General features: G+C 74.0%; 10 protein-coding genes and 1 pseudogene. 2 read left to right on the plus strand and 9 right to left on the minus strand.

What is annotated here, in order from left to right:
• Positions 1-12: 12 nt before the first annotated feature.
• The 9 genes and pseudogenes from OG552_RS21390 to egtA form a co-directional block, all read right to left on the minus strand.
• Positions 13-534: a Pycsar system effector family protein gene (locus tag OG552_RS21390; RefSeq protein WP_329135314.1), complete on the minus strand. Its 522-nt coding sequence runs from the start codon at positions 532-534 to the stop codon at positions 13-15.
• Positions 534-1742, minus strand: a complete 1209-nt coding sequence (locus OG552_RS21395; protein ID WP_329135316.1) for a hypothetical protein — start codon at positions 1740-1742, stop codon at positions 534-536. The genes OG552_RS21390 and OG552_RS21395 overlap by 1 nt, the downstream gene beginning before the upstream one ends.
• Complete coding sequence (locus tag OG552_RS21400) at positions 1739-3979, minus strand: hypothetical protein (RefSeq protein ID WP_329135317.1); 2241 nt, start codon at positions 3977-3979, stop codon at positions 1739-1741. The genes OG552_RS21395 and OG552_RS21400 overlap by 4 nt, the downstream gene beginning before the upstream one ends.
• Positions 3976-4773 carry a hypothetical protein gene (locus OG552_RS21405; protein WP_329135319.1) on the minus strand — a complete coding sequence of 266 codons (798 nt, stop codon included), beginning with the start codon at positions 4771-4773 and terminating at the stop codon, positions 3976-3978. The genes OG552_RS21400 and OG552_RS21405 overlap by 4 nt, the downstream gene beginning before the upstream one ends.
• 190 nt (positions 4774-4963) lie before the next feature.
• A complete protein-coding gene (locus OG552_RS21410; protein ID WP_329135321.1) occupies positions 4964-5662 on the minus strand; it encodes a Crp/Fnr family transcriptional regulator in 699 nt (232 codons plus the stop codon).
• Positions 5663-5862: 200 nt separating this feature from the next.
• On the minus strand, positions 5863-6843 hold the full coding sequence (gene egtD / locus OG552_RS21415) for an L-histidine N(alpha)-methyltransferase (protein ID WP_329140977.1): 981 nt from the start codon (positions 6841-6843) through the stop codon (positions 5863-5865).
• A gap of 297 nt (positions 6844-7140) precedes the next feature.
• A pseudogene (gene egtC, locus OG552_RS21420) lies at positions 7141-7773 on the minus strand (ergothioneine biosynthesis protein EgtC); the annotation flags it as partial.
• Entirely contained in the window at positions 7773-9080 is a 1308-nt protein-coding gene (gene egtB, locus OG552_RS21425; protein ID WP_329140979.1) for an ergothioneine biosynthesis protein EgtB, read from the minus strand. The pseudogene egtC and the gene egtB, both read right to left, overlap by 1 nt.
• Before the next feature lie 208 nt (positions 9081-9288).
• Positions 9289-10533 carry an ergothioneine biosynthesis glutamate--cysteine ligase EgtA gene (egtA, locus tag OG552_RS21430; RefSeq protein WP_329135323.1) on the minus strand — a complete coding sequence of 415 codons (1245 nt, stop codon included), beginning with the start codon at positions 10531-10533 and terminating at the stop codon, positions 9289-9291.
• Positions 10534-10986: 453 nt separating this feature from the next.
• On the opposite strand from egtA, the gene OG552_RS21435 reads away from it, so the two are divergent.
• Together OG552_RS21435 and OG552_RS21440 are read left to right on the plus strand one after the other, a co-directional pair.
• On the plus strand, positions 10987-12006 hold the full coding sequence (locus tag OG552_RS21435) for a polyprenyl synthetase family protein (protein WP_329135325.1): 1020 nt from the start codon (positions 10987-10989) through the stop codon (positions 12004-12006).
• 299 nt (positions 12007-12305) lie between these two features.
• On the plus strand, positions 12306-13553 hold the full coding sequence (locus tag OG552_RS21440; RefSeq protein WP_329135327.1) for a LolA family protein: 1248 nt from the start codon (positions 12306-12308) through the stop codon (positions 13551-13553).
• Positions 13554-13703 lie beyond the last annotated feature (150 nt).

The following is a 13703-nucleotide window of genomic DNA, read 5'->3' on the forward strand; positions in this document are numbered from 1 at the left end:
GGCTCAACGCCGTCAGGCGGCGCTGAGTGCCACCGCCGACAGGAGCAGGCCGGGGGCCAGCAGGGTCACCCCCCACCGCAGGCACCGGTACTTCGCGGCGAGGATCCGGCTGATGTCGACGAACTGCGTCACCAGCCATCCCACCCGGTCCTGCGCCGCCTCGCCCACCGCCTGGACGAGGAGACGGGCGTCGGGGACGTCCCGGACGTCGGCGAAGAAGGTGACGCCGGGGGCGGTCCTGACGGTCCCGGTACGCGGCAGCAGCGTCCAGACCAGCAGCACCGTACCGGCCGCCCACAGCACGCCCCCGAGGACCAGCAGACCCAGCCAGGGCCCGCCGGTCCGCTCCGGCGACCAGGCACCGCCGAGCAGCAGCGCGGGCAGCGCCAGCGACCCCGAGAGCAGCACCGCCGCCTTGGTGTCCGCCCTGGCCAGCTCGTCCCGGGCGGTCGCCAGCAACCGCTCGGCGACGTACACCGCGGACTCGGTGGCGACGGAGGGCGCCGGGGGCGGGGGCCCCGCGACGGTGACCATCAGCCACCGTCCGCGGGGCGCTGCCCGGGACCGTTGCCGCGCGGGCGCCTGCGTACGTAGTCGACCTTTCCGGCGGCCGGCGACGGGGTGGTCTCCCGGGGCGGGGCCGGCGGGGCCGGAGGGGCAGGCGGAGGCGGGGGAGGCCCGGCGGCGGGCGGCGTCGGCCGGCTGTCCTCGGGGTGGAGAACGACGGTGGACGTCGGCGGGGACGGCGGTGGGGGCGTCGCCCGCGGCGGTACGGGCGCAGTGGGGGACTGCGGGGTCGGCGGCGCAGGGAGGGACGTGGGCGGCTGCGGCAGCCCGCCCTCGAAGACCGCCCCACCGGTCGCGCGGGCGTAGTCGATGAGCATCTGCACCGGCCCCTCCACCTGGTGCCGCTGGACGACGCCCTGGTCGATCAGGTGACTCAGATACTCCAGCGCGCCCTTGCGCTGCTCCCGTGCCTGCGCCTGGAGCGCGCCGAGCAGATCGGCCGCCCCACCGGGGTTCTGGGCCACCAACGTGGCGTACTGCTCCGCCTCGCCGCTCTGGATCAGAGCGCGGGCGGCCGGCAGGTTGGCCTGCACCCGGGCGGCGGCGGCCTGGTCGAGGGCCGTCTGCACGGTCGCGTCGTGCTGCACCCGGACCACCGCGAGATTGTGGTCGGTGGCCGCCCGCCCGAGGTCGATCCGGACGAAGACCTTCGTGGCCAGCCCGATGTCGGCGCCGAAGGACGACCAGCTGCCACCGGCGAGTTCGGCCTGGATCGCCTCGTCGGCGGCCTGCGCGCCGCTCAGCCCGTGCTGCCGGGTGACGGCCCGCAACCGGGCCAGCAGCGGTGGCCGCAGCATCTTCTCGACGTCCACCACCCGCTTCTCGGCGACCCGGTGGAAGTCCCGGACCTCCCAGTTGATGTCCACGGCGCACAGGAAGGTGGCCTGGTCGCCGTAGGTCGGCAACTCCATCTGGAAAGAGGTCTGGTACTCGCCGCGCACGATCCGGCAGATCGAGGTGGGCCGCCCGATGACCGGCTTGTTGTGGCTCTTCGCCCCCTGCACGGTGATCACGCTGTGGCCGCCGTTGCGGTAGAAGGCCACCGCGGCGAGCTGCGCGCCCCGGTGCTTGTAGGGGCCGTCGGGCATGATCTCGTCGAAGAACGGGCCGCGCAGATCGGCCGGTATCGTCACCGGGTGCGTGCCGGCGGAGCCGTTCCGGTTGTCGGGTGTCATGGGTTTCTCACTTCCGGTACCGCCTGCCGTAGGCGACGGCCCTGCTCCGGTCCCAGCGGATCGTCGGGATCCTCGGACAATTCCTTGATCAGTGACAGCAGGCGCTGTCCGTCGTCCGCGGAGTGCACCAGCAGCGGCAGGAACCGCAGCAGTTCGCGCTCCCAGGGCTTGCCGCGGCAGCGGCGCAGCCAGCCGGCGAGGGTGTCGAGCGCCGACTCGTAGGAGCGGCCGGTGTTGAGCGCGGTCCACAGCAGCCCGGCGATCTCGGGAGCCCGCTCGGACCGGGCCGCCGCCATCGCCAGCGCCAGCGGCCACCGCTCCCGGCCGGTGAGTTCCGGCGCCGGGTTCCACAGGTCCTCGACCCGGAACTGCGCCAGCAGCACCGCGGCGATCAGCCCCAGGTCCTGGTGCGGCCGGCGCTCGTCGCTGAGCCAGCCGCGGATCCTGGCCAGCGGTTCGCGGTCGGACGCGGCCCCCGCCAGGTGCACCACGCTCTCGGCGGCGATCACCCGCAGCCGGCCCTCCTCCCAGGTGCCGATCCGGCCCAGCGTGCCGAGCGCCTCCGCCACCGTGGCGGTGGCGGTGCCGCGGCTGAGGACCGCCGCGGCCGTCCAGCGCAGATTCCCGTCCGAGCCGGCACCCCACCGCTTGACCAGCGACCGCAGCGCCGGGCCCACCTGGCCGTCACCGAGCACCGACTCCAGCGCCGTGGCCACGAACAGCCCGCGCCGGGCCTGGTCGGCCGCGGCCATCGGGTGCAGGAGCTCACTCACGGTGTGGGCGCAGTCGAGGCGGCACAGCTCGCCGGCCGCGACCGCGGCCCGGGTACGTACGTCCGCCCGCGGGTCCTGGCACAGGGCGTCGAGCCAGCGCAGCACAGGGCCGCGCATGTTGTGGTGGTGCTCCCACAGGTGGGTCAGTACGGCGGGGGCGAGCCCCTTGCCGCGGAACCGCACCGTCCTGACCGGGATGTCGTGGTCGGCCACCAGCGTCCGCGCGGTCAGCTCCGCGGTGGCGCGGGCGGAGGTGAGCCGGGCCGCGAGGCCGTCGCTGAGCAGCGGGCGGCCGATGACCCGTTCCGGCTCCACGGTGACGGCCAGCTCCCAGACCAGTTGCTCGGCGGCGTCGGCGACGGTGCTGAACGAGGAGTTGCCGAGGACGGCCAGTGCGATCCGGTAGGCGGCGTCCCGCAGGGCCGGCAGCTCCTCGGCCCGGGCGCCGCCGGCGAACCACTGGCGCACCTGCTCCGCGGCGAAGGTCCGGCACTCCGCGATCAGCCGGCCCTCCGTCAGGCCGCCGGTGACATGCCGGGCCAGCAGGGCGGCCAGCCGGGCGGCCTCGGCGGGGAGCAGGCTCTCCAGGCCCAGTGCCCCCCGTACTTCGGCGCGCTCCGCGACCCGCAGTGCGGTTGCCTTCACCTCCGGCTTCTCGTCGTCGAGTTCGGCCTTCAGGTGGCTGTCGAGCACGGCGTCGGCTGGCGCCTGCTCGTGCGCCCGGTAGTAGCGGGCGCGCCGGGCACCGGGGTCCCCGGCGTCGGGCACCGCCAGCAGGACGGCGTAGGAGCGGCGTTCGGCGAGCAGCCGGCAGAGCCGGTCCAGGTGGAGTTCCTCCGGGAGTACGCCGCCGGCCGGCTCCAGCGCGTACCCGTGGTCCTCGGCGACGGCGCTGCCCTCCCCGCCCAGGGTGGTGAGGTCGGAGCCGGGGTCGAGCCGGGACACCTTGCCGAGACTGACGTCGTCCAGGAGCGACAGGGCGGTGTACATCCGGCCGGTGCCGGGCTGGCCGGACAGGACGAGCAGCCGGTCCTCGCGCAGCCGCTCCTTGAACGCGTCGTACGACGGGGGCTTGCTGAAGCGGCGGCGCAGCCGGTCCAGCTCCTCCTCGGGCAGCGGTCCGGCGATCAGGCCCTGGAAGCCGCCGTACCCGAAGTTGACCGAGCCGATCGTCCCGCCGATGTACGTACTCGCGTCGTGCAGCGAGAACGCTTCCCTGGCCTCACGGGCGATACGCGCCTCGGCCCCGCTCGCCGCGGAGCGCCCGGCCTTGCCCGCGGAGTCGGAGTCGGAGCCGGTGGCCGGGCCGAAGAGCGGGTCCTCGGCGGGCTTGTCCGGTTCGCCGCCGGGTCCCGGTCCGTGGCTGCGTCCGTGGCCGGGGTCCGGGGGCGGCTGGGTGTGCTGGGCCTCCTGGCGGGGTCCGGTGTCCACCCGGTCGGCCGGGTCGGTGGTGCCGGTGCTCATGACCGCTCACCGCGCCTGCGGTCGATGGTGACCTCGTGGATGTCGCCCTGGTAGACGTCACCGGAACCGCTGTGGGTGACCGCGCCGAAGGTGAACGTCCGGGCGCCGGCGGGCGGTTCGGCGCTCCCCGGTGCCGGTGATGAGGCGGGTGCCGGTGCGGGTGCCGGTGATGGGGCGGGCGTCGGTGCCGCGGCCGGTTCGCCGGGCCGGGCGGCGGCCGGGGGCGAGGTGCGGCCCGGCACCATGAACCAGGGCCGCTGCGGGCCTTCCTGGAGTGCCACGTCGTACTGGCGGTAGCGGCCGGGCTCGATCCACCGGCCGCCGTGCCGGATCACGTCCTGGTAGAGCCGGTCCGAGACGGCCACCAGCAGCGGCGACCCGGGGGCGGCGGCGAGCACCGACTTGGCCTCGGCGCAGTTGCCGATCCGGCAGGCCAGATCGACGGCGGCACCGGAGAAACCGTGCCCGTCGGGCGTCACCGGCCCGATGTTGAGCCCCGCGCGCAGCCGCAGCGGCCGCTGCAGGTCCCGGTTGACCTGGCGTAACTCCTGGTGGAGGTGCTCGACCCACTCGCCGGCCACCCGCTCGGTGCGGCGCGCCTCGACCACCGCGAGGATGCCGTCGCCGCGGTCCTCCTGGAAGAGCCGGGCGCCGCCGAGTCCGGCCTTGGCGAAGGCCCGTTCTGCCACCTGGTAATAGCGCTCGCGCATCGCGGGCCGGTCCGGGTCGGACAGACCGCTCGACCCCTGGGTGTCGAGACTGATGATGAATCCGTAGTCGGCTTCGCCGTGCATGGTCGTTCACTGCCCTTCGCCTCTGTCACTGCCATCGCCCATCGCCCGTCGCCATCGCCCCGGTTCGGTACGGCCCCGGCTCTGTGACTGTGCGCCCCGGGGCCGCGGTGCGCTGTAGCGGTTTACACACGCCGGCGCCGCGCTCCAGTCACGGCGCCCGGTGCGGGCCGGCGCCGTACTCCGGGGGCCCTCAGGCGGTCTCCCCGGCGGCGGCGCCGGCCGCGCCGAGCAGCCGCAGTGGTGCCAGGTCGGTCACCACGATGCTCTTCGGGCCGGTGCGGACCAGGCCCTGTTCGCGCAGCAGCCGCAGCGCCTTGGCGACCGCCTCGCGGGTCGCGCCGATCGCCGCCGCGATCTCGTGCTGGGAGAGCGGCAGCCGGATCGTCACCGAGCCGCCCTCCGCCAGCCCGGTGCGGTCGGCGAGTTCGACCAGGCAGGCGGCGAGCCGCTCCAGCACGGTGGCGGACGCGAGCGATCTGCGCTCGTCGTCGGCGCTGCGCAGCCGCTCGGTGAGCTGGGCCATCACCAGGCCGGTGACGTACGGCCGGGCCGCCATGAAGTACCGGAAGCGGTCGCCGGGGATCGCCTGCGCCTGCACCGGGCCGAGCGCGCGCACCGTGGCGCTGCGCGGCCGGCCGTCCAACGCGGCCATCTCGCCGACGAGTTCACCGGTCTGCCGCAGGGCGAGGAGGAGCGGGCCGCGATCGGTGGAGCGCAGGACCGCGCACCAGCCGGCGAGGATCACCAGCACCTGGCCGCCGCTGTCGCCCTCGGTGGCCAGGTGTTCCCCCGAGGCGTAGGAGCGCCGGACGCCCAGCCCGAGCAGGGCCGGCCGGTCACCCGGGCTCAGTTTCTCCAGGAAGGCCTGGCGCTCTCCGAACAACCCCATACGGCCACCCACCCGGCTTCGAAGGGCGTTCAGCTTAGCTCCGGCGTACGCCCGGATTCAGCCGAACGAGCCGACTTGGGCTGGTTGGTTCTGTTGGTGACCGATCGCCCCCCGGAGCGGGGTCCGCTCCGGGGGGCGAGGGGGGTTGACGGGGGGAGCGATGGGGGGAGTGATGGGGGTGAAAGGCGTGGTGCGGCCCGCTAGTTGGGAACCGCCAGCAGCAGGGCGAAACGGTCGGCGGGGTCGGTCCACCAGTGGCGGACCGTGAAGCCGCCGTCGTGGAGTTCCGATGTGAGCGACTCCCGGCGGAACTTGCAGGAGATCTCGGTGCGCAGCAGCTCGTCGGGGTCGAAGTCGACGGAGAGGTCGAGGTCGGGGATCTTGGCGGTCTGCGCGGTGCGGGAGCGCAGGTGCATCTCGATGCGCTCGTGCTCGGCGTTCCACAGCGCGACGTGGTCGAAGCGGTCGGGGTCGAAGTCCGCGCCGAGTTCGCGGTTGAGGACGTGCAGCACGTTCTTGTTGAACTCGGCCGTGACGCCGGCCGAGTCGTCGTAGGCGCGGACCAAGGTCGCCGGGTCCTTGACCAGGTCAGCGCCGAGCAGCAGGACGTCGTCGCTGGTCAGCGAGCGCGACAGGGTGCGGTAGAAGGCGCGGCGCTGCTCGGCGTCGAAGTTGCCGATGGTGCTGCCGAGGAAGGCCAGCAGCCGCGGGCCCGGCTCGTCGGAGAGCGCGAGGCCGGTCTCGAAGTCGGCGACGGTGGCCGCCACCCGCAGGCCCGGGTAGTCGCGGCAGATCGCGTGCCCGGCCTCCTCCAGCGCGGCGGCGCTGACGTCGAGCGGCGCGTAACGCCGCAGGGTGCCGCCGGCGGTGAACGCGTCGAGCAGCAGCCGGGTCTTGCGGGAGGAGCCCGAGCCCAGCTCGATCAGGGTGGCGGGACGGGTGAGGGCGGCGATCTCCGCCGCCCGGCGGGTGAGGATCTCCTGTTCTGCCCGGGTCGGGTAGTACTCAGGGAGGCGGGTGATCTGCTCGAAGAGGTCGCTGCCCCGCTTGTCGTAGAACCACTTCGGCGGCAGCGTGCGCGGCCGGCTGCTCAGGCCGTGCCGCACATCGGCGTGCAGGGTGGTGGTGAAGTAGTCCTCGGGGAGGCGGTCGTCCAGGGTGAAGCGGCTCTCGGTGCTCATGGGGTGCGGGTCCTTGCCGTGCGGGCGCGGGGAGCGCAGCGGGATGATCCGTACACCGGCCGTGGTGGCCAGCAGCAGTGAACGGTCGGGGACTTCCCGCCATTCACCGGGTACGGGGTCGGGGGCCGGGGCGGCGCGGGGTATGGCGCCGGGCGGCCCTCCGGCCGTGACGCCGGCCGGAACATCGGCTGGGACGCCGGCCGGAACATCGGCTGGAGCTTCGGCCGGGACGCCCGCCACCACACCTCCCGCCTCGTCCGGTTCCGACGCGACGAGTACCGCCCCCGCCCCTTCGCGGTACCAGAGCGTGTCCCCCCACGCCGTGGCGGCGACCGTACGGCCGTCCGTCAGCAGCAGGTTCAGCCGCGCGGCCGGCCGGGCCGCGGCCACCTCGCGGACCACGGCGGCCAGCGCGGCGCCGGGCGGCTCGCCCTGCCGCAGCCGCCGGCCGGTCATCGCCCAGAGCAGGGCCGAGTCGCTGTGGGTCTCCAGCGCCAGCACCTCGGCCGCGGTGAGGTCGGTGGGCAGCCGGGTCCAGTCCGGGACCGCGCCGTTGTGGCTGAAGAGCCAGCGGCCGTCACGGAAGGGGGCGGCCGCCGACTCGTCCTGGGTGGTGCCGGCCGTCGCCGAGCGGACCGCGGCCAGTACGGCGCCGCTGCGCACGGCCCGGGCAAGCTCCGGGAAGTTGGCGTCCGCCCAGATCGGCACCGCCCGCCGGTAGCGGGCCGGCCACGGGAAACCGGCGTCGCCCGCCCCGGTGCCGTCGTCGGCCTCCAGCGGATACCAGCCGACGCCGAACCCGTCCGCGTTCACCGTGCCGTACCGCTGCCTGGCCGGCCGCCACGACTGCTCGTACAGGCTGTGCGCGGGCTCGGTGAGCAGCCGGGCCAGCGGCACCGGCGGCCCGACGTAGGCGAGGTGACGGCACATCAGGCGTTACCGCCCAGGGAGCCGCCGTCCTCGCCCGCGGCGTCCCGCGCGGTACGGAATCCGGCGAAGATCTGCCGCCGGATCGGGTAGTCCCAGTTCCGGAAGGTGCCACGGCAGGCCACCGGGTCGACGCCGAAGGCGCCGCCGCGGAGCACTTTGTACTCCGGGCCGAAGAAGACGTCGGAGTACTCCTTGTAGGGGAAGGGCGCGAAGCCCGGGTACGGGTCGAAGTCCGAGGAGGTCCACTCCCACACGTCGCCGATGAGCTGCCGGGCGCCGCTGGGCGCCGCACCCAGCGGGTAACTGCCCGCGGGGGCGGGCCGCAGGTGCCGGGAGGCGAGGTTGGCGTGTTCGGGGCCCGGGTCGGCGTCGCCCCACGGGTAGCGGCGGGAGCGGCCGGTGGCCGGGTCGTACCGCGCCGCCTTCTCCCACTCGGGCTCGGTGGGCAGCCGGCGGCCGGCCCAGCGGCCGTAGGCGTCGGCCTCGTACCAGCACACGTGCAGCACGGGTTCGTCGGCCGGCACCGGCTCCACATGGCCGAAGCGCCGCCGCAGCCAGCCGGAGCCGTCCCTGGTCCAGAAGAGCGGCGCCTCCAGACCGGCCTCCTGGACGTGCCGCCACCCCTCGGGCGTCCACCACTGCGGGTCGCGGTAGCCCCCGGCGGCGATGAACTCCTGGTAGGCGCCATTGGTGACCGGCACGGTGTCCAGCCAGAAGGCCGCCACGTCCACGGTGTGGTGCGGGCGCTCGTTGTCCAGCGCCCACGGCTCGGTGCTGGTGCCCATGATGAACGGGCCGCCGGGGACGAGGACTTCGCGCGGCAGACCGGCCGCGTCGGCGGGCGCGGGCGGCGGCGCGGGGGCGTCGAGCACCGGATCACCCTTACGGAGCTGGTGGGTGGCGAGCATCGTCTCGTCGTGTTGCTGCTCGTGCTGGGCGAGCATGCCGAAGACGAAGCCGCCGGCCAGCAGTTGCTCGGGCTGTTCGAAGGAGATGTCGGTGGCGTCGAGCACTTCCCAGGTCTCGGCGCGGACCGCGGCGACATAGGCGCGGGCCTCGGCCGGGCCGAGCAGCGGCAGCGACGGGCGGTCGGAGCGCGGGTGCTGGAAGGCGTCGTAGAGCGGGTCGAGGGCGGGGCGCAGCCCGGGGCGGCGGCCGGCCTCGCGGACCAGCCACAGCTCCTCCTGGTTGCCTATGTGGGCGAGGTCCCAGACCAGCGGGGACATCAGCCGGGAGTGCTGGGCGATCAGGTCGTCGTCGGTGACCGGGTCGGTGAGCGCCATGGTGCGGCGCCGGGCGGTCTCCAGGGCGGTCCTGGCGGCGCGCGCGGGGTCGGCCGCGGGGCCGGTGACGGGGCCGGCGGCGCGGTCGGTGAAGGGGCCGGCGTCCGGCCGATTCGCCGGGGTGAAAGGGGCGGGCGGGGCGGTAGCGGCGGAAGGGTCAGGAGTGGCACCGCTGCCGGCAGTGCTGTTGCCATCGGTACGGGGGTTGGTCACGGCATTGCCTTCCGGAGGATCAGGCGCGGCTCAGCGCGTCCAACAGGTCGTCGGCGGGACAGCGGCCCCGCTCGGGATAGCGCTCGGCGAAATCGGTGAGCGCCTGCCGTACGGCAGGCGGTGCGCCGGCCCGGGCCAGCGCGCTCTCGGCGGCGGCGAAGCAGGCCCGGACGGCCTTGGCCAGATCCGGGTCGGCTGGGCCGGTCCTGGCGGCCTGCCGCCATACCGCGTCGGCGGGTATCGGCTCGCCGTCCCAGCAGAGCGGCTCGGTGGCGGCGTAGGCGGCGTCGGCGGCGACCGGGTCGTCCAGCAGGGCCGACGTCAGGGCGGTCGGCACGATCCAGTCGTCGCCGTCCTGCATGTCGATCATCCGCAGCTCCAGCCAGCCGCGGGGTCTTACCGGCGGGAAGAGCGTGCTCAGGTGGTAGTCCAGGTCGGCGGCGGTGGGCGCCCGCAGGCCCGGTGTGCCGCGCAGCCAGCCGCGGAAGGTGAGGCCGGGCGGGGCGGTCCAGTCGTCGCTCTCGCCGCCGGGGACGCAGAGCACCTGGGCGTCCAGGGCGTACCGCGCCCAGGAGGTGCCGGGGTCCGGGTGGTGGCGGGGCTGACGGGTGCGGCCCGGGTCCATCCTGGCCCAGTTGGCCTGCCGGGTGGAGACCCAGCCGGTGGGACGGCCGCCGCTGAGCGGCGAGTTGGCGAAGGCCGCGACGAGGACCGGGCCGATCCGGTGGGCGAGTTCCCAGCGGAGACGGTAACCGGAGGCGGTGTCGGAGTCGTCGCCGCAGTCCAGATTGACCTGCAGGGAGGCGGTGCGCCGCATCATGGTGCGGCCCCAGGGGCCCTCGCGGTCGAAGAAGTTCTCCATCGCCCGGTAGCGGGGATGGTCGAGCACCCGTGGTGGTTCGCGGTACGGGTCGAGGCCGCGGCCGACGAGCACCAGGCCGGCCCGCTCCACCGCCTGCCGCAGGACGGCGAGGTCGGCGGCGGTCGTCTCGACCGCCTCGGCGAGGGTGGCGGCAGGAGGGGAGCTGAGCTCCACCTGGCCGCCGGGCTCACGGGTGAGCCTGCCGCCCCGGGGAAGCGCACCCGGGGCTTCGACCGGTGCGAGTGCCGCGTCCAGCCGGTCGACGGGGATCAGTTCATGCGGGTCGGAGCGGTCCTGGACCAGCCACTCCAACTCCACGCCGGTGCGCTGCGGTGGACCGGTCTTGAAGCAGACACCACGTACGTGGGCCTCTGCCTCCTCCTCCAGCAGGTCGGCTGGCATCGGGATCCACCTCCTCTCTCTCCGGTCGGGATCCGGGATCGCCGGCTCCCGAAGCGAGGACATGTCACTTGGTGCAGGCGCGAGTCTAATTCGCCTCGTCGCGGGAAGCTCTTACGGAATGGTGAACGGTACTAGATCAAGCGTTCGACGCGGGATGGATCGGGCGGATCATTCCCGCGCTCCCGCCGGTCAATCCCGCCGGGCCCTGATTGAGGCATCTGTCATTCTTTCGGGTGGGACATAGCCTGTAATTCCGGTAATCGGGATTATACGGGCGGTGATCGCCCGCGGCCTGGTGTAACGCCATGCCCCGACGGTGATCCACAGCTGACCGGCTACGCTGCCAGGTGTAAACAGCGCGACTTCCGCCCACAGCTCAGCGCCCACCCAGATCCACGCCGGATCGTCACATGAACCTCGCCAGATGCCAGATCAGCGACAGGAGTACCCCTCGTGACCGTCGTCGGGCCCTTCGGGCTGAGCGTGTGGGACGAGACCCTTGATGCCGACGTACAGGCCGGCCTCGCAGCCGTCGAGGAAGGCCTGCTTGAGGCCACCAAGAGCGACGTCCCCTTCATCACGGACACGGCCCGACACCTCATCCAGGCGGGCGGCAAGCGTTTCCGGCCACTGCTCGTGATGCTCGGGGCACAGTTCGGCGACCCGCACGCGCCCGGCGTCGTGCCCTCCGCCGTCGTCGTCGAACTCACCCACCTCGCCACGCTCTACCACGACGACGTCATGGACGAGGCCGACGTCCGCCGCGGCGTGCCCAGCGCCAACTCCCGCTGGGGCAACTCGGTGGCGGTGCTGACCGGCGACTTCCTCTTCTCCCGTGCCTCGCACATCCTGGCGGACCTGGGCCCGGAGGCGGTGCGGGTGCAGGCCGAGTCCTTCGAACGACTCGTCACCGGGCAGATCATGGAGACCGTAGGACCGCGCGACGGCCGCGACCCGATCGACCACTACCTGGAGGTCATCGCGGGCAAGACCAGCTCGCTGATGGCGGTTTCCGGTCGGTTCGGCGCGATGATGTCGGGCGCCGGCGACTCGGTGGTGGACATCCTCACCCAGTACGGCGAGCGGATCGGTGCCGCCTTCCAGCTCGCCGACGACGTCCTGGACATCACCAGCGACGGCCGCGAGTCCGGCAAGACCCCCGGCACCGACCTGCGCGAGGGCATCCCCACCCTGCCGGTGCTGCACGTCCGCCGCTGGTACATGCAGGCCGCCGGCAGCGTCTCGGCCGCCGACCGCCGGCTCAACCAGCTGCTCGACGGCGACCTCACCGACGACGCGCTGCACGCCGAGGCGCTGGAACTCCTGCGCGAGCACCCGGCCCTGGAGCAGGCCCGCCGCGACACCGTGCGGTACGCGGACGAGGCCCGCTCGGCCCTCGCCCCGCTGCCCGACAACCCGGCCAAGCAGGCCCTCGCCGGCCTCTGCGACGTGGTGGTGCACCGCACCGCCTGACAACCGCCTGACGCCGCTTACAACCGCCCGACACCCTGCCGGCCTTCCACGGCTCTCCGGGGGCAGTCCCGCCCCGGGGAACCCCGGCCTTTCCCGGGGTCGGCCCTGCCCCCGCCGCGTACGGTCTCGGGGTCTGTCATCCCCCGGGCGTACATTCGGTTGCATCCGGCGGCTGATGTGCCGGGGCGGAGGATTTGGTCGGATGGGAGACACCACTTCAGGGCGGACCGGGCGACAATGGGCCCGGGGAGTGGACGAGTGCGACGAAGCCGACCGCCGCTGACGACGGAGGAAAAGCAATGGCACGGATCCAACCGGCACAGCCGGAAGCGTACGAGCCCGGCCGGGAACCCGGCCGCGGGCGCAGAGCCGCACGCTACGCCGTGCCGGTCGCGGTGGCGGGCATCGCCGCCGCGACCATCAGCCTGGTCCCGGCGCTCGCCGACAGCGGCGACCCCGCACTGCCCACCGTCACCGCCGAGCAGCTGCTGACGAAGATCGCCGCCTCCGACACCCGGACGGTGGACGGCACCGTGAAGATCGAGACGGACCTGGGCCTGCCCTCGGCGCTCTCCGGTGGCGCGGGCAGCCTCTTCGGCGGCTCCGGCGCCCCGTCCCTGCCGGGCGCCGGCTCCGGTGACTCCCCGGCCGCCCCGCAGGGGCAGCTCACCCAACTGCTCATCGGCTCCCACCAGTTGCATGTCGCCACCGACGGCCCCGACAAGCAGAAGCTCTCCATCATCGAGCCGGCCGCCGAGTACAGCGTCATCCACAACGGCGACCAGCTCTGGGGGTACGACAGCAAGTCCGACCAGGCCTACCACCAGACGCTGCCGCAGGACTCCGCCGGCGCCCGGCAGCGGCCCGAGGACTTCCCGGCCACCCCGCAGGCGGCCGCCAAGGAGGTCCTCAAGGCCGCCGACGGCACCGCCTCGATCACCGTGGACGGCACCGCCAAGGTCGCCGGGCGCAGCGCGTACGTACTCCTCGTCACCCCGCAGCACGCGCAGCGCACCACCGTCGGGTCGGTGCGGATCGCGGTGGACGCGAAGACCGGGGTGCCGCTGAAGCTCACCCTGACGCCCACGAGCGGCGGCAAGGCGGTCTTCGACGTCGGCTTCACCAAGGTCGGCTTCGCCAAGCCGGCCGCGAGCACCTTCACCTTCGCGCCGGGCAAGGGCGTGAAGGTGACCGAGGGCGGCAAGGCCGGCGCGCAGGCGCGCCAGGACCTGCCGGAGAACGCGCTGCCGCGGCCGGCCGGCAGCGCCGCGCGGCCCACCGTCCTCGGCTCCGGCTGGGACACCATCGCGGTGATCAGGACCGGTGGCGGGCTGCCTTCCGGGGCGCAGAAGAACGGACCGGACAAGGACGCCGAGTCGCTGCTCAACAGCTTCGGCAAGAAGGTCACCGGCTCCTTCGGCAGCGGCACGCTCTTCCACACCCGGCTGGTCAACGCGCTGCTGACCGACGACGGCACGCTCTACGCCGGCGCGGTCACCCCGGCCGCGCTGACCGACGCGGCGAACGCGGCGAACGCGGCGAAGTAGGAGGTCGGGGCCGGGCCCGTACGGCAGGAGCCCGGCCCGCCGGCCGCCCGGCACGGCGGGACCCCGGCCCGTGACCGCCGGACACGCCGACCGCCCGCCCCGTGACCGCTGGACACGCCGGCCCGCCGGCCGACCGGCGCGGCACCTACC

It is taken from the genome of Streptomyces sp. NBC_01476 (genome assembly GCF_036227265.1).
GTDB lineage: Bacteria > Actinomycetota > Actinomycetes > Streptomycetales > Streptomycetaceae > Actinacidiphila.